Origin of the sequence: Pseudomonas sp. SORT22, assembly GCF_018417635.1 — a bacterium.
Lineage (GTDB): Bacteria > Pseudomonadota > Gammaproteobacteria > Pseudomonadales > Pseudomonadaceae > Aquipseudomonas.
In genome coordinates this window covers 3,454,179-3,469,947 of the sequence record NZ_CP071007.1, presented here as the reverse complement: position 1 = coordinate 3,469,947, position 15,769 = coordinate 3,454,179, and the positions used below count along the sequence as shown (strand labels likewise).

Sequence of the window (15,769 nt, the reverse complement as noted above, 5' to 3'; positions counted from 1 at the left end):
CGCACCGCCGCTCCCACAGGCTGTGCAGGAGCGGCGGTGCGACGCCTCGACTTGCCCGGCGATCAGGTTCATGCAGTCGGTGGCTTCTTGGTCGTCCTGGGCTTTTTCGGCGCTGGCGCAGTGCTTGCCGGCTTGGCCTTGGCGCTACTGGCCGGCGGCGCCTTGGCCGGTTTGCGCGGCGTTACCTTGGGCGCCAGCGCTTCGGCCTCGGCAAGCTTGCGCGCCATCGCCCAGTGCCGCTCTTCCTGGCCTTCGGGCTTACCTTCCGACTCCCAGATCTGATAGGCGAATTCACGGATACGTTTTTCTTCGACACTCATCTCTACGCTCCTGAGGACTTAACGATGTTCAACGAACAGATTGACCGGAAACTCCTTGAGTGCAGTGCTCAGCCACAGCTCCTTTGAGGCTGTGACTGCGCCTGTGGCAAAAAGTCCCGAGCAATTGCCAGGCGACAAGGCAAACGGCAAAACCAGCCGGGTATCGTCCCAGTTCTGTGCCGGGATCAGCGGTAGCGGTGATTGGCCAAGCAAGCTGCAGGCCAGGCGCGGCACCACCACCACGGCGCGCTGTTCGGCGCTCACCCGGGCAAACGCCAGGACCCGCCCGGCGTGTCTGCCGCGCACTTCGATTGGCAGGTACTGACCGCGCAGGAACAGCTGCGGGGACTGTTGGCGCCACTCCAGCACCTGGTTGATCAGCGCCTGTTTGACCCGGCCGCTGCGCCAGTCCTGGAGCAACTGCGCCGTTGTGGTGCCATCCGCCAGGGCCAGGCGCCGACCGGCAAAGTCCACCGCGCGGCGGTTGTCCGGGTCGACCAGGCTGAAGTCCCAGAACTCGTTGCCCTGGTACAGATCGGGCACCCCGGGCACGGTCATGCGCAGCAGGCACTGCACCAGGCTGTTGAGGGCGCCCGGGCAGGCGATCGCCTGCGCCGCCTCGGCCAGGGAATGACGCAACTGCTGGCTGGCGCGCTCCAGCAGCAGGGTGTCGATGAAATCCAGGCAGGCCTGTTCATAGACCTCGTTCGGGGCGCTCCAGCTGCTGCGCAACTTGGCTTCACGCAGGGCTTTGCGCTGCCATTGGCGCAGGCGCTCGGCATAGGCCTCAAGCGCCAACGGATTGTTCTCATCAAGGTCCAGTGGCCAGCTGCCGAGCAGGGTCTGGTACAGCAGCAGCTCATCGCCTGCACCTGGCGCTTCGCCGTCGGCCAGGGTGCTGCGCAAGGGGCTGGCCAGCTCGCGCCAGTGTTCGACCCGGCTGGCAAACCAGCTGCTGCGTTCGCTGAGCACTGCCAGGCGCGCACGGCTGTCTTCGCCGCGCTTGTGGTCGTGGGTGGCGGTGGCCAGCAGGTTGTCCGGGAACTGCTCAAGGCGCGTGAGGCAATGTTGGTGAAAGTCCTCGACCGGGGCGCTGAAACGTTCGGCATCAAAACCTACGTCGTTACGCGACAGCAACAGTGCCGAGCGGTAGAAGGCCGTGTCTTCCACGGCCTTGGCGGCGGTGGGCGAGGTCAGTTGCTGAAAACGCACGCAGGCGTGGCGCAGGTGCTTGCGCGGCCGGCCCGGCGGCAAGCGCCGCCAGGGCTCGCCGCCGAGCCAGCGCTGCAGGTAGTCGAGCACCGGCCAGTCAGCCTCGCTCAGGCACTGGCGGGCACCGCGCATGGCTTGCTGGAAGTACGCTTCATCTTCTGCCGGGCGCCCGCAGGCATTGATGTAGGTGCGGTACACCGGGTAGTGCTCGATCAGCGCCTGCAACGCCCGGCGAATGGCGCCCAAGGTCAGGTCGCGGCTCATCAGGTCGTCGCGGGCCACTTGCAACAGCGCCTGGGCCACCGACTCGAAATCGCCGGCCAGGCTGCCATTGAGGATTTGCTGGCGGGCCAGGCGCACTTCCTCGCTGAAGTCCGGGCGTTCGCTTAGCGCGCTCCATAGCGCCGCCAACTCTGCTTCGCCGTCTGGATCATGCTGCAGCAGCGAGACCTGGTTCATGAACTCGTAGCCGGTGCTGCCGTCGACCTGCCAGTCGCGGTGCAGCTGCTCTTCGGCGCCGAGGATCTTCTCGACATAGATCGGAAAGTGCTCCAGCGCTGCCTCCAGTGGGCGCTGGGCCAAGAGCCCGTCGACCCGCCGGCGCAGCTTGCGGCAGTAGCCGCGCGGATCGGCCAGGCCGTCGATGTGGTCGATACGCAGGCCGTCGACCAGGCCGCGGCCGATCAGCTCGAAGACCTTGCTGTGGGTGGCCTCGAACACCGCCGCGCGTTCGACCCGCAAGCCGCCCAGCTCGTTGACGTCGAAAAAGCGCCGCCAGTTGATATCGTCGCCAGCGGTGCGCCAGCTGGCCAGGCGGTAGGACTGACGTTCGAGCAGGGCGTGCAGGCGCTTGAAACCTTCGGGGCTGCGGCTGTCGAAGGCGCTGAGCACATCGTCCAGGGGCTGTTGGCGGGCCAGCGCCGCCAGTTCGGCCAGCAGCGGCCTGGCCTGCGCCGGCGCATCGTCAGCGCTGCGCAAGGCATTGAAGCGGCTGGCCAGTGTCTGCAGGGCTGCGCCACCTTCGGCGAGCACCAGGCCATAGTCGGCCGGGCAGATCGGAAAGCGGTGCTCGTGGTGCTGGATATGCAACTGGCCGGTTGCAGCGTCGAAGCGCAGCGGGATGTCGCCGCCTTGCAGCATAGCGCCGTAGTCACCGGCCAGAAACGGCAGCAGCAACTGACCTTCAAGCAGCGGGTCGGGCGAGTGCCACTGGATGTCGAAGAACTCGGCATAGCGGCTGCGCCGGCCCCAGGCCAGCAGGTCCTGCCACCAGGGGTTGTCGCTGCCGACCGCCATATGGTTGGACACCATGTCGAGGATCAGGCCCATACCGTGCAGGCGCAGCGCTGCCACCAGGCGCTCTAGCGCAGCTTCGCCGCCCAGATGCGGGCTGACCTGCCCGGGGTCGACCACATCGTAGCCATGGCGCGAGCCGGGGCGCGCGCGCAGCAGCGGCGAGGCGTACAGGTGGCTGATGCCTAAGCGGGCGAAGTAGGGCACCAGCGCCGCCGCCTGGTCGAGGCCGAAGTCGGCATGAAACTGCAGGCGCAGGGTCGCGGTCAGGGCTTTCATCGGTCACGCTCCCAGGCTTGTTCGCGGGCCTGCGCCAGCAGCTCCAGGCGCCGCGCCGCATCCGCGTCGTCAAGCAGCGCGCTGGCCGCCAGGGCAAAGCGCCGGCGCCAGTTGGGGTGGCTGTCGATGGTGCCGGGCAGGTTGGGTTGCTCATCGACACCCAGCAGATCTTCCAGCGGTACCAGCACCAGCGGCGCGCGGGTATGGCCAAGGTAGCGGATGCTGGCATCGATCAGCGCGTCGCTCTCGGCCAGGGCCTGGCCGTAGTTCTGTTCAAGAGTGCGCCGCAGGCCCTGGCGCTCGTGTTGGCGGCTGTCGCGCCAGTGCCGCTCGGTGATGCCGTCGATCAGGCTCAGGCGCTGGTTCCAGTCGATATCACGGGCCTGCAGCCAGCCGGCCAGCGGCGGCAGGTCATGGGTGCTGGTGGTGGCCAAGGCGTTGTCGGGCCAGTCGAGGATGGGCTTGAAATGGCCGGGCGGGTCTTGCTCGAACAGCAGTACGCGTATGCCGAGGATGGCCCGCGCGGCGAGCTTTTCGCGCAGCCCCTCGGGCACGGTGCCGAGGTCTTCACCCAGCACGATGGCCTGGTGGCGCACTGACTCAAGGCTGAGCAGGCGCAGCAGATCATCGAGCGGGTAGTGCAGGTAGGCTCCTTCGGCCGGGGTGGCACCCTGGGGGATCAGCCACAGCCGTTGCAAACCCATGACATGGTCGATGCGCAGGCCCCCGGCATGGGCAAAGTTGGCCCGCAGCATCTCGATGAACGCCCGGTAGCCGTTGCGTCGCAGGCCTTCGGGCGAGAAGGCGCAGATGCCCCAGTTCTGCCCGGCGCGGTTGAGAATATCCGGCGGCGCGCCGACATTGAGGCCGGCCAGCAGCTCGTCCTGGCGGCTCCAGGCCTGGCTGCCGGCGCCGTCGGCACCCACCGCCAGGTCGGCGATCAGGCCGATGCCCATGCCATGGCTGCGCGCCGCATCCTGGGCACGTTGCAGGCTGCGTTCGATCAACCACTGACAGAAGGCGTGAAACGCCACCTCCTCGCTGTGCTGGCGGGCGAAGGCACTCACCTCGGGGCTGTGCGGGTCGTGCCAGGCAGCGGGCCAGTCGCGCCAGTCCTGGCCGATGTCGCGCTTGAGCGCGTGCTCCAGCAGTACCTCGAAGCGGCAGTGGCGTTCCAGGGCGGGGCCGGCGTGCTGGCGATAGCTGTCGAAGTCGGCGAACAACGGGTGCTCGGTGGCGATAAAGTCGCGGTACAGCGCACGCAGCAAACGCTGGCGAAACGATGCGGCCTGCGGCCAGTCGATCAGCGGCAGTTGTTCAAGCTGCTCCAGCGGCCCGTGCAACTGGCAGGCTTCAATGGCCATGCGCACCGCACGGTCCCCGAGCAGCGCCGCCGGGCTTGCATACAGGCTGTTGAGAAACAGCCGGCTGGAGGGCGAGTACGGGCTGTAGCGCTGGCTGTCGCTGGCGAACATGGCGTGCAGCGGGCTGATCGCCAGGGCATCGGCGCCGCGTTCGGCGGCGCTGCGCACCAGCGCCTCGAGGGCCAGGCAATCACCATAGCCGCCATCGTCGGGGCGACGCAGGCTGTACAGTTGGGCGCTCAGTCCCCAGCTGCGAGGCGTCGGCGTGCCCAGCGCATCGGCGATGCTGTAGCAGCGGGTTGGCGCCACGGCCAGGGTGAACTGTTGCTGGTCGATCTGCACCTGGTGATAGCCGATTGGCAAGCCGGCGGGGAGCCTGGCCTGATCATCCAGTTGCAACGGTTGTTCGCTGCCATCTTCAAGCAGCACCTGGCAGTCCATCGCTGGCGGAAAATAGCCGGACAGCTGCAGGGGGAGGCCGTGGTCAACCGTCAACAGCGGCGGCAGGTGGCGAGCATCGTGGGCGCGCAGCAGCGCCTGGATACTGGCTTCGATCGCCTCAACGCTGTCGGCCGGGTGGCCTAGGCCGGCCAGCACCCGCTGCAGCGCCGGGGCACTGACCCGCTGGGCGCGGCCGTTGGCGTCGATCCAGTCCACCGCCAGGCCCGCCAGTTCGGCCAGTTGCTGCAAGCGTGGGTCAGTCATGGGCAGGCTCCGCTGGGGTGGTCGGCAGCAGGCTGACCAGGGTGGTGTAGGGCGGCAATTGCGTGTTGCCGATGCAGCTTTCGCTACAGCTGAACAGGCGTGCAGCGTTGGCCGGCAGGTCGGCCACTTGCGCGGTAGGGCCAAGGTTGAGGTCAATACGCAGCTCGCCGCCGCGTTCGAGCTGCCAGCGCACCGTCAAGGCCTGCGGCCCCAGCACCCGGGCGCCGAGGGCATGGATGCCGGGCAGGTTGGGGACGATGTGGCGGGCGCGCAGGGCCAGTAATTGCCGGTACAACTGCAACCATGGCTGTTGGCTTGAGTGTGTTGGCCGCGGCCGCGAAGCGTCGAAGGTATCGAGGGCATTGGGGTCGGGAATCCGCGAGCGGGTGACGGCATCGGCGAAGTCGGCAAAACCGGCAAACTCGGCGCGCCGGCCTTCGCGTACGGCATCGGCCAGTTCATCGTGGTGATCGGTGAAAAACACAAAAGGTTGCTCGCAGCCCCATTCATCACCCATGAACAGCAGCGGGATCATCGGCGCCAGCAGCAACAGGGTGGTGGCCGCGCGCAAGGCCTGGGGCGGGCACAGTTGGTTAAGGCGCTCGCCGAACGCGCGGTTGCCGATCTGGTCGTGGTTCTGCAGGAACAGCACGAAGGCCGTGGGGGGCAAATGCCCGCTGGGCTCGCCGCGGGGACGGCCGTTGCGGTCGGGCTGGCCCTGGAAGACGAAGCCCTGGCTCAGGCAGCGCGCGAGTTTTTCGATGGTCGACTCGCTGTAGTCGGCGTAGTACGCCTCCTGCTCGCCGGTGAGCAGCACGTGCAGGGCGTTGTGACCGTCGTCGTTCCACTGCGCATCGAAGCCCTGTTCAAGCAGGTGCGCCTGGTTGTGTTCGTTCTCAAGGGTCAGCCATACCTGACGCCCCGGGGTGATCTCGCTGCGCACCCGGCGCGCCAGTTCGGCAAGAAAATCCGGGTCGTCGATGGCGTGCACGGCGTCCAGGCGCAGACCGTCGACGCGGTACTCCTGCAGCCACATCAGGGCGTTCTCGATAAAAAAGTCGCGCACCTGGCGGCGGCGAAAATCAATCGCCGCGCCCCACGGGGTCTGGCGATCCTGGCGAAAAAAGCCACTGGCGTACTGGCCGAGGTAATTGCCGTCCGGGCCGAAGTGGTTGTAGACCACATCCATCAGCACCATCAGGCCATGGCCGTGGGCCTGGTCGATCAGTTCGCGCAGTTGCTCGGGGCTGCCATAGCTGTGCTGTGGAGCGAACGGCAGGACGCCGTCGTAGCCCCAGTTACGCTCGCCGGGGAATTGCCCGAGCGGCATCAGCTCGATGGCGGTAATGCCCAGCTCGGCCAGGGCCGGCAAGTGCTCGATCACCCCGGCATAGCCGCCGCACAGGCCGACATGCAGCTCGTAGATGACCGCCTCAGGCCAGGGGCGCCCGCGCCAGTCGGGGTACTGCCAGCGGTAGGCTGCGGGGTTCAGCAACTGGCTGGGGCCGTGCACGCCGTCGGGTTGGTAGCGCGACGCCGGGTCGGCCACCGTGAGCGTGGCGTCGATCCGGTAGCGGTAGCGGTCACCGGCCTTGCACGGCAGCTGGCCGACGAACCAACCGTCGGTCTGGGCCTGCAAGGGCTGGCGCGCACCGGCGTCGAATTCAACCTCCACCTGCTGTGCGTCCGGTGCCCACAGGGCAAACCGGGCGCTGTTGCTGTCCAGCATCACGGCCCCGTGGGTCGCGTGTTCCTGTGACCTCAAGGGCATACCTGCCATCTCCGCTTCAGCGTGGGGTTGCTCGGGCGTTTTCGACCAGCTCCTGATAAAGACGGGCATAAGGCTCGACGGCCTGGCACCAGTTGAACGGTTGGGTCATGGCCAGGCAGCGCATGGCATTGAGCAGGTTCTTCTTGCTGTACACGTAGAACGCCCGGCCCAGTGCTTCGCGGTAGCTGTCGACGGTCGATTCATCGAACAGAAAACCGGTGACGCCATTCTCGATGGTGTCGGCCAGGCCCCCGGTGTTGCGCGCCACCGGCAGCGAGCCAAAGCGCTGGGCGTACATCTGGCTCAGGCCGCAGGGCTCGTAGCGCGACGGCATGAGCAGGAAGTCGCTGCCGGCGAACATGCGCCGGGCATCGGTTTCGTTGAAGCCGATGCGCACGCCGATCTGCCCGGGATGGCGCAGGGCAAGTTCGCGCATGGCCTGTTCTTCTTCCGGTTCGCCACGGCCGATGATCGCGATCTGGCCGCCCTGGCGGACGATGTATTCGGCCACCCCCAGGGTCAGGTCCAGGCCTTTCTGGTAGACCAGGCGCGAAACCACTGCGAACAGTGGCCCGTTCGAAGGTTGCAGGCCGAACAGCTCACGCACCTGGCGGCTGTTGGCGGCCTTGCCGTGCCAGTCGTTGAGGCTGAAAGGGTGATCCAGGTGCGGGTCGCTGGCCGAGTCCCAGCTCTCGTCGATGCCGTTGGGAATACCGCTGAGCAGGCCTTGCTGGGCCTTGCTGGCGAGAAAGCCATCCAGCCCGCAACCGAACGAGGGCGTAGTGATTTCCCGGGCATAGGTGGCGCTGACCGTGGTGATGTGGCTGGAGTAGGCAAGGCCGGCCTTGAGGAACGACAGCTTGCCGTAAAACTCCATGCCTTCCTGCTGCAGGGCATGGTCGGGGATCGCCAGTTCCGGGCAGCAGGCACGGCTGACCACGCCCTGGTAGGCCAGGTTGTGGATGGTGAACAGGGTCGGCGTCTGCAGGCCGCGCCAGTGCATGTAGGCCGGGGCCAGGCCGGCCGGCCAGTCGTGGGCGTGGACCAGGTCGGGCTTCCAGTGGACCATGCCTTCACCGGCGGCGATTTCTGCCGCGGCCAGGCCCAGGCGGGCAAAGCGGATGTGATTGTCGGGCCAGTCGCGACCGTTGTTGGCACCGTAGGGCGTGCCCTCGCGCTGGTACAGCTCGGGACAGATCAACACATAGATGACCAGGCCATCGGCCAGGTCCATGCGCCCGATCTTGCAGGGCGGCAAGGCCGCGTGGCCGCCCAGCTCGCCGACCAGGTGGATCGGGTTGTCGCTTTCCAGCACCTGCGGGTAACCGGGGATCAGCACCCGCACATCGTGCAGGTGACGCATGGCCCGTGGCAGCGCCGCCGAGACATCGCCCAGGCCGCCGGTCTTGACCAGGTCGGCGATTTCCGAGGTGACGAACAACACTTTGCGTTTATGTGAAGAATGTCTGGGGTCAGCACCCAGTGCCTTGGCTGTCGGCGTGAAATCCGCTGCAAGCGGTTCACGCGAATCCGGGGTGAATTGCTCTACATGAGGTTCGACAGCGGCACTGATCATACTTCTCTCCGTCCCTATGTTGTGCGGGCGTGGGCGCCCGTTGTTGTTTGTCTACCGATACTGTTCTCTGTGAGTGGTATTGCCTTGCCTTCCATGCCCCGCAGCCAAGCGCACAAGCGCTACGCAAGCCGGCGTCCTGCCGACGGCGTGGTGACGATATGGGGTGGGTGGGCCGCGTCCGTTGAAGCGGAATCGATGGCCTACTTAGTTCCTGACCTACCGCGATTGCAGAAGTTTCGACTATTTTCAGTCGAGTTTTCCGGGCGATGTCTGGCCGAATACCGAGTGTAGGAGAGAATTCGTGAAGAATGTGACCCGCTGGTCACTTTTGCTCGCAGGAACCTGCAGCAGCGCGGCTGCAGGTTGTGGCGCAACGTTTCAGACGGCTTAGGCGGGAGAAATGCCGTCATGCAGGGCAGAAAGCATCAGGTGCACAACCAACCGCGGGGACGCTCAGCTGCGCGCTGGCAACTGGCCGTCCTGGGCTTGCTGCAGAAGCAGACTGAGTTGGGCTACCTGTTGTTGCAACTGCTCGCGCTCTTCTTTAAGGCGACGCAGCTCGTCGCGGTGTACCGTCACGTAGAGGGTCTGGGCAGGCATTTTTGGCAGAAGGGTTCCCATTGCACACCTCGCATAGGGTGGTTCGTTTTTCTAACAGCGTAGCTGCTGGATCGGCGGCGATTCTGAATTCTTTTGCAGGCCTTGGGAACTTTTTTGTTTCTGGCTGTCTTGCCGTTCGTCGCTGAACCAAGCGCGCGAGGGCTGGACTAACCTTGAAGGCCTGAGGCGCTATTTTTCATTCCAGGGGAGCATCGCACATGCAATTGGGAATCGTGGGGCTGGGCCGCATGGGCGGCAATATTGCACGGCGCTTGATGCGTGGCGGGCACCGCATGGTGGTGCATGACCGCGATCGTCAGGCAGTGGAAACCCTGGTCAAGGAAGGCGCCAACGGCGCCCATGACCTTGGCGCGCTGGTAGGCAAGCTGGAGAAACCCCGGGCGGTGTGGGTGATGCTTCCGGCCGGTGAGCCGACCGAGCAGACCATCGCCCAGCTTGCTGACCTGCTGGACGCCGACGACGTGATCATCGACGGCGGCAATACCTTCTACAAGGACGACATGCGCCGCGCCGCCGAGCTGGGCAAGCGCAACCTGCACTATATCGATGTCGGCACCTCGGGCGGCGTCTGGGGCCTGGAGCGCGGCTACTGCATGATGATCGGTGGCGAGCAGGCGGTGGTCGACCGCCTCGACCCGCTGTTCGCCACCCTCGCCCCCGGAGTTGGCGACATCCCCCGCACCCGTGGCCGCCAGGGCCCGGCCGGGCGTGCCGAGCAGGGTTATATTCATGCCGGGCCCGCAGGTGCCGGGCACTACGTGAAGATGATCCACAACGGCATCGAATACGGCCTGATGCAGGCCTATGCCGAAGGGTTCGACCTGCTCAAGAGCAAGGGCAGCGATGCCGTGCCGGCCGAGCAGCGCTTTGACCTGAACCTGGCGGAAATCGCCGAAGTGTGGCGCCGTGGCAGTGTGGTCACCTCCTGGCTGCTGGATCTTACCGCCGACGCCCTGGTGGCCGACCCGCAACTGGGCGGCTACAGCGGCTCGGTGGCCGACAGCGGCGAAGGGCGCTGGACCATCGATGCGGCAGTGGAACAGGCGGTGCCGGTGCCGGTGCTGTCCAGTGCGCTGTTCGCCCGCTTCCGTTCGCGCCAGCAGCAGGGCACCTACGCCGACCGCATGCTGTCGGCCATGCGTTTTGGCTTTGGTGGCCACGTCGAGAAGAAAGCCGAATGAGCAAAACACAGATCGAAGCTGCACCGCCTTGCAACCTGTTCCTGTTTGGTGCCAACGGCGACCTGGTCAAGCGCCTGTTGATGCCGGCCTTGTACAACTTGAGCCGTGATGGCCTGCTCGACAAGGGCTTGCGCATCGTTGGCGTCGACCACAACGCCGCCACCGACAACGAATTTGCCGCGCGCCTGCAAGCCTTCATGCGCGAACGCGACAGGGCCAGCGAAGGCGCCAGCAAGTGCCTGGATGACAAACTCTGGGCGCGCCTGGCCAAACGCATCGGCTACCTCACCGGCGATTTTCTCGACGAGGCCACCTACCAGGCCATCGCCGAACGCATCCGCAGCAACCCCAGCGCCAACGCGGTGTTCTACCTGGCCACCTCACCGCGCTTTTTCAGCGAAGTGGTGCAGCGCCTGGGCGCCGCTGGCCTGCTCGACGAAAGCGCCGGCTTTCGCCGGGTGGTGGTGGAAAAACCCTTCGGCTCGGACCTGGCCAGCGCCGAAGCGCTCAATGCCTGCCTGCTCAAGGTCATGAGCGAAAAGCAGATCTACCGCATCGACCATTACCTGGGCAAAGAGACGGTGCAGAACATCCTCGTCAGCCGTTTTTCCAACGGCCTGTTCGAAGCGTTCTGGAACAACCACTACATCGATCACGTGCAGATCACCGCTGCCGAAACCGTCGGCGTCGAAAGCCGCGGCGCCTTCTACGACAGTACCGGCGCCTTGCGCGACATGGTCCCCAACCACCTGTTCCAGTTGCTGGCGATGGTCGCCATGGAGCCGCCGGCGGCCTTTGGCGCCGATGCGGTGCGTAGCGAGAAGGCCAAGGTCATCGGCGCGATCCGGCCCTGGTCGAAGAACATGGCCCTGAAAAACTCGGTACGCGGCCAGTACAGCGCTGGCAAACAAGGGCGCAAGAAGGTCCCCGGTTACCGCGAAGAACCTCGGGTCGCGCCCGACAGCAACACCGAAACCTTCGTCGCCCTCAAGGTAATGATCGACAATTGGCGCTGGGTCGGCGTGCCGTTCTACCTGCGTACCGGCAAGCGCATGAGCGTGCGCGACACCGAGATTGCCATCTGCTTCAAGCCAGCGCCCTATGCCCAGTTTCGCGATACCGAAGTCGAGCGGCTCAAGCCCAACTATCTGAAGATCCAGATCCAGCCCAACGAAGGCATGTGGTTCGACCTGCAAGCCAAGCGCCCGGGCCCGGCCCTGGCCATGGAGAACGTCGAGCTGGGTTTTGCCTACAAGGACTTTTTCAAGATGCAGCCGTCCACCGGCTACGAGACGCTGATCTACGACTGCCTGACCGGCGACCAGACCTTGTTCCAGCGCGCCGACAACATCGAGAACGGCTGGCGCGCGGTGCAGCCGTTCCTCGATGCCTGGCAGGAGGGCGGCGAGGTGCAGCTCTATGCCGCCGGTGACAACGGCCCGACTGCGGCGGACGAACTGCTGACCCGCGATCGGCGGGTCTGGCACCCGATTGGTTGAGGGTTCACGCACAAGGGGGATGAATGCCGGGTTTGATCGAAGACTACGCCCTGCTGGGTAACTGTCGCAGCGCCGCGCTGGTAGGCCGCGACGGCTCCCTGGACTGGCTGTGCCTGCCCAGGTTCGACTCCCCGGCGGTGTTTGCCGCCTTGCTCGGCAATGAAGAAAACGGCCGCTGGCGCCTGGCGCCGAGCGAGCCTTTGGTGCAGGTCAGCCGTGAATACCTGGACGGCACCCTGATCCTGCACACCACCTTCACCACCGCCAGCGGCCGTGCGCGCCTGATCGACTGCATGCCCCTGGCTGAACACAACAGCGTGCTGCGCATTGTCGAGGGCCTGGAAGGCGAAGTGCCGTTCGAGATGGACCTGGTGATGCGCTTTGACTATGGCAACAGTGTGCCTTGGGTCGAAAAGGCCGAGCCGCTGGTGCTCTCGGCGGTGGTTGGCCCCGACCGGCTGATACTGCGCAGCGGCGCCGCCACCCAGGCCCTGGATCACCACACCGGCAGCCGCTTTACCGTCAAGGCCGGCCAGCGCCTGGCCTTCAGCCTGAGCCACCAGGCGTCACACCTGCCATTGCCTGCAGCGTTCGATGCCGAGCAAGCTTTGCAACGGACCCGGGAGCAGTGGCAGCAGTTTTCGGCGCGCTGCCCGGACGTCGGCCCCTGGACGGCGCTGGTCAAGCGCTCACTGCTTACCCTCAAGGCCATGACCTACGCGCCCACCGGCGGCATTGTCGCGGCGGTGACCACCTCGTTGCCCGAGCGCCTGGGCGGTGAGCGCAACTGGGACTACCGCTATTGCTGGCTGCGTGATGCGACCATGACCTTGCTGGCGTTCATGAACCTTGGTTACTTCGAAGAGGCCCAGGCCTGGCGCGAATGGCTGCTGCGCTCGGTGGCCGGCAACCCCGAGCAGATGCAGATCATGTACGGCCTGGCCGGCGAGCGGCGGCTGGCGGAGTATGAAGTGCCGTGGCTGGCCGGTTATGAAGGTGCACAACCGGTGCGTATCGGTAATGCCGCAGCGTTGCAGCACCAACTGGATATTTATGGCGAGGTCGCCGATGCCATGAGCCAGGCAATTCGTGGTGGCCTGCCGCGCCACCCGCGTAGCGCGGCGATTGCCCGGTTGATCATGCCGTACCTGGAAAAAACCTGGCAGCAGCCGGACGAGGGCATCTGGGAGGTGCGCGGTGGGCAGCAGCACTTCACCCATTCCAAAGTCATGGCCTGGGTGGCCTTCGACCGCGCTGCCGGCTTGAGCGATACCACCGAAGAAGGTCAGGTGCGCGCCGGGCATTACCGTCAGGTGGCGGCCAGGATTCACCGGCAGGTGTGTGAACAGGGCTTCGATGGGCAGCTGGGCTGTTTCGTCCAGGCTTATGGTTCGACCGAAATGGATGCCAGCCTGCTGCAGATTGCCCTGACCGGCTTCCTGCCGGCGGATGATCCGCGCTTTCTCGCCACCCTTGCGCGCATCGAGCAGCGTCTGCTACGCAATGGCCTGTTGCTGCGCTATGACAGCGACAGCGGTTGCGATGGGCTGACGCCGGGTGAGGGGACCTTCCTGGTCTGTTCGTTCTGGCTGGCGGATGTCTATGTGCTGCTGGGGCGGGAGGAGGAGGCCAGGACCTTGTTCGAACGTCTTGCGGCCCTGTGCAACGACGTCGGCCTGCTGGCCGAGCAGTACGACCCGCTGGGCCGGCGCATGCTCGGCAATTTCCCCCAGGCTTTCAGCCATATCGGCATCATCAACACCGCGCTGAACCTGCACCGCGCCCAGTGCCCGGTGCGCGACCGGGCGCAATGTGGTTAAAGGCATCGCGGGTCAAGTCGGGTCGCCGCACCGCCGCTCCCACAGGTAGCGTAGGCCTTTAGAGGCGCGAGCTGATCCATTGGCGATGCTGCTCACACTTCACCTTTGCGCCTTGTCGGCGAATGGACCGGCGATGCACGAGAAGCGAAAGCAAAAAAGCACTCTGCTTCTAGATGTACGTAATTGCAGACGCCACCGATCGTCCCTTGCAGAAGGCCGAGTGGAACCCTTCGGCGCGCCCCCACGGGAGCAAGGGTGGAAGGAGGGAACCCGGAGCGCAGCGCAGGGCCGATGAAGGGACAGGGCGTTTTTGGTTACTTTTGCCGCCAAGCAAAAGTGACCCGCCGTAAGGGCGGAAGGCGCCGGCAGCGCCTCATCATCAAATGGATCAGCTCAAACACAGCCTGGCTGCCCCAATACTTGCAAGCTGCTTAAGACAGTTGCTCCCACAGGCCCGTGCGGTCAGCGTTACAACCAGTAGGTCACCGCCCACCACCCCAGCCCACCCATGACCACGGTATAGGGCAGCGCCATCCACACCATGCGCCCATACGACAGGCGAATCAGCGGCGCAATCGCCGAGGTCAGCAGGAACAGGAATGCCGCCTGGCCGTTGGGCGTGGCTACGCTCGGCAGGTTGGTGCCGGTGTTGATCGCCACCGCCAGGGTCTCGAAGTGCTCGCGGCTCATGCCGCCGTTGACAAACGCCTGCTTGACCTCGGTGATATAGATGGTGGCGACGAACACGTTGTCGCTGATCGCCGACAACAGGCCGTTGGCGATAAACAGCATGCCCGGCTGCTGATCGGCCGGCAGCGCCAGTACCCACTGGATCAGCGGGGTAAACAGCTGCTGCTGGTGGATCACCGCGACCACGGCAAAGAACACCACCAACAATGAGGTGAACGGCATGGCGTCCTGGAACGCACGGCCCAGGCGGTGCTCGTCGGTGATGCCGGTAAAGGCGGTAATCAGCACGATCACCAGCAGGCCGATCAGGCCGACTTCGGCCACATGCAGGCCCAGGCCGATGATCAGGATCAGCGCTGCCAGGCCTTGCACCACCAGTGCGGCACGTTGCTGGGTGGTGCGCTGGGCGTCGTCTTCGGCGGCATAGGCGGCCAGCACCTGGCGCACGTTGTCCGGCAGCAGGGTGCCGTAGCCGAACCAGCGCAGTTTCTCCAGCAGCACGCAGGTGACCAGCCCGGCGGCCAGTACTGGCAGCGACACCGGCGCCACCTTGAGGAAGAACTCGGCAAAGTGCCAGCCCATTTCGTGGCCGATCAGCAGGTTCTGCGGCTCGCCGACCAGGGTGCACACGCCGCCCAGGGCGGTACCCACGGCGCCGTGCATCAGCAGGCTGCGCAAGAATGCGCGAAATTGCTGCAGGTCTTCGCGGTGCAGGTGGGCGACGTGCTGGTCGCTGTCCAGGTCCGAGTCTTCCCGTGGGTTGGCGCCGGAAGCGACGCGGTGATACACCGAGTAAAAGCCGACCGCCGCGCTGATGATCACCGCCGTCACCGTCAGCGCATCGAGAAACGCCGAAAGAAAGGCCGAGAGAAAACAGAACAGCAAGGCCAGCAGGGCCTTGGAACGCACGCCGAGAAGGATCCGCGAAAACACGAACAGCAGCAGGTCCTTCATGAAGTAGATACCGGCGACCATGAACATCAGCAGCAGGATCACCGGAAAGTTGTGCTGCAGCTCTTCATACAGCGCTTGCGGCGTGGTCATGCCCAGCAGCAGGGCCTCGACCATCAGCAGGCCGCCGGGCATCAGCGGGTAGCACTTGAGCGCCATGCCGAGGGTGAAGATGAACTCGATCACCAGCACCCAGCCGGCCACCACCGGGCCGAGGGTGAACAGCAGCAGGGGATTGAGCAGCAGGAACAGGCACAAGGTGGCCTTGTACCAGCGCGGCGACTGGCCAAGAAAATTGTGGGCCAGGGCGCCGGCCAGGGAGCGGGACATGAAAATGTATCCTTATGATTCAACAGCTGGGCAAAGTGCCGCATGTGCGAACGGAGATCAAGGTAAAAGTCCCGGTTTTGGCACAAGCGCGGCCTTGGCGCCGACGGGCACCTTGTTATAGTCCTGCGATCAACCTCGCCGCCTTCAAGGAGAGCAC

10 protein-coding genes are annotated in these 15,769 nt (G+C 65.3%); 3 read left to right on the top strand and 7 right to left on the bottom strand.

Features of this window, described 5'->3' with window-relative positions; genetic code table 11:
* Positions 1-68: 68 nt before the first annotated feature.
* The 6 genes from JYG36_RS15670 to JYG36_RS15645 all read right to left on the bottom strand — a co-directional run bounded on the left by JYG36_RS15670 (position 69) and on the right by JYG36_RS15645 (position 9,141).
* Positions 69-320, bottom strand: a complete 252-nt coding sequence (locus tag JYG36_RS15670) for a DUF2934 domain-containing protein (RefSeq protein WP_213601521.1) — start codon at positions 318-320, stop codon at positions 69-71.
* A gap of 18 nt (positions 321-338) precedes the next feature.
* A complete protein-coding gene (locus tag JYG36_RS15665; protein WP_213601519.1) occupies positions 339-3,104 on the bottom strand; it encodes a malto-oligosyltrehalose synthase in 2,766 nt (921 codons plus the stop codon).
* On the bottom strand, positions 3,101-5,173 hold the full coding sequence (gene malQ, locus JYG36_RS15660) for a 4-alpha-glucanotransferase (RefSeq protein WP_213601517.1): 2,073 nt from the start codon (positions 5,171-5,173) through the stop codon (positions 3,101-3,103). The genes JYG36_RS15665 and malQ overlap by 4 nt, the downstream gene beginning before the upstream one ends.
* Positions 5,166-6,944, bottom strand: a complete 1,779-nt coding sequence (gene treZ, locus JYG36_RS15655; protein ID WP_249744357.1) for a malto-oligosyltrehalose trehalohydrolase — start codon at positions 6,942-6,944, stop codon at positions 5,166-5,168. The genes malQ and treZ overlap by 8 nt, the downstream gene beginning before the upstream one ends.
* Positions 6,945-6,960: 16 nt before the next feature.
* The gene (gene glgA / locus JYG36_RS15650; protein WP_045198548.1) at positions 6,961-8,520 is read right to left on the bottom strand and encodes a glycogen synthase GlgA; all 1,560 of its coding nucleotides are present in this window, start codon (positions 8,518-8,520) and stop codon (positions 6,961-6,963) included.
* A gap of 453 nt (positions 8,521-8,973) precedes the next feature.
* On the bottom strand, positions 8,974-9,141 hold the full coding sequence (locus JYG36_RS15645) for a DUF6026 family protein (RefSeq protein ID WP_176794265.1): 168 nt from the start codon (positions 9,139-9,141) through the stop codon (positions 8,974-8,976).
* Between the two features lie 197 nt (positions 9,142-9,338).
* Between JYG36_RS15645 and gnd the strand changes: the two genes are divergently transcribed.
* The 3 genes from gnd to JYG36_RS15630 are packed head-to-tail and all read left to right on the top strand — an operon-like array spanning position 9,339 to position 13,641.
* Positions 9,339-10,322, top strand: a complete 984-nt coding sequence (gene gnd, locus JYG36_RS15640) for a phosphogluconate dehydrogenase (NAD(+)-dependent, decarboxylating) (RefSeq protein ID WP_123565969.1) — start codon at positions 9,339-9,341, stop codon at positions 10,320-10,322.
* Positions 10,319-11,821 (top strand): glucose-6-phosphate dehydrogenase, encoded by a 1,503-nt coding sequence (gene zwf / locus JYG36_RS15635; RefSeq protein WP_213601516.1) that lies wholly within the window; start codon positions 10,319-10,321, stop codon positions 11,819-11,821. Before gnd ends, zwf begins: the two co-directional genes overlap by 4 nt.
* Before the next feature lie 23 nt (positions 11,822-11,844).
* Positions 11,845-13,641 carry a glycoside hydrolase family 15 protein gene (locus JYG36_RS15630; RefSeq protein ID WP_093383676.1) on the top strand — a complete coding sequence of 599 codons (1,797 nt, stop codon included), beginning with the start codon at positions 11,845-11,847 and terminating at the stop codon, positions 13,639-13,641.
* Positions 13,642-14,109: 468 nt separating this feature from the next.
* Here JYG36_RS15630 and nhaB read toward each other — a convergent pair whose 3' ends face one another.
* The gene (gene nhaB / locus JYG36_RS15625; protein ID WP_093383671.1) at positions 14,110-15,612 is read right to left on the bottom strand and encodes a sodium/proton antiporter NhaB; all 1,503 of its coding nucleotides are present in this window, start codon (positions 15,610-15,612) and stop codon (positions 14,110-14,112) included.
* Positions 15,613-15,769: the final 157 nt, after the last annotated feature.

Coding starts and splice junctions, on each gene's coding strand:
- JYG36_RS15670 (WP_213601521.1), bottom strand. CDS start 320: ATGAGTGTCGAAGAAAAACGTATCCGTGAATTCGCCTATCAGATCTGG.
- JYG36_RS15665 (WP_213601519.1), bottom strand. CDS start 3,104: ATGAAAGCCCTGACCGCGACCCTGCGCCTGCAGTTTCATGCCGACTTC.
- malQ (WP_213601517.1), bottom strand. CDS start 5,173: ATGACTGACCCACGCTTGCAGCAACTGGCCGAACTGGCGGGCCTGGCG.
- treZ (WP_249744357.1), bottom strand. CDS start 6,944: ATGCCCTTGAGGTCACAGGAACACGCGACCCACGGGGCCGTGATGCTG.
- glgA (WP_045198548.1), bottom strand. CDS start 8,520: ATGATCAGTGCCGCTGTCGAACCTCATGTAGAGCAATTCACCCCGGAT.
- JYG36_RS15645 (WP_176794265.1), bottom strand. CDS start 9,141: ATGGGAACCCTTCTGCCAAAAATGCCTGCCCAGACCCTCTACGTGACG.
- gnd (WP_123565969.1), top strand. CDS start 9,339: ATGCAATTGGGAATCGTGGGGCTGGGCCGCATGGGCGGCAATATTGCA.
- zwf (WP_213601516.1), top strand. CDS start 10,319: ATGAGCAAAACACAGATCGAAGCTGCACCGCCTTGCAACCTGTTCCTG.
- JYG36_RS15630 (WP_093383676.1), top strand. CDS start 11,845: ATGCCGGGTTTGATCGAAGACTACGCCCTGCTGGGTAACTGTCGCAGC.
- nhaB (WP_093383671.1), bottom strand. CDS start 15,612: ATGTCCCGCTCCCTGGCCGGCGCCCTGGCCCACAATTTTCTTGGCCAG.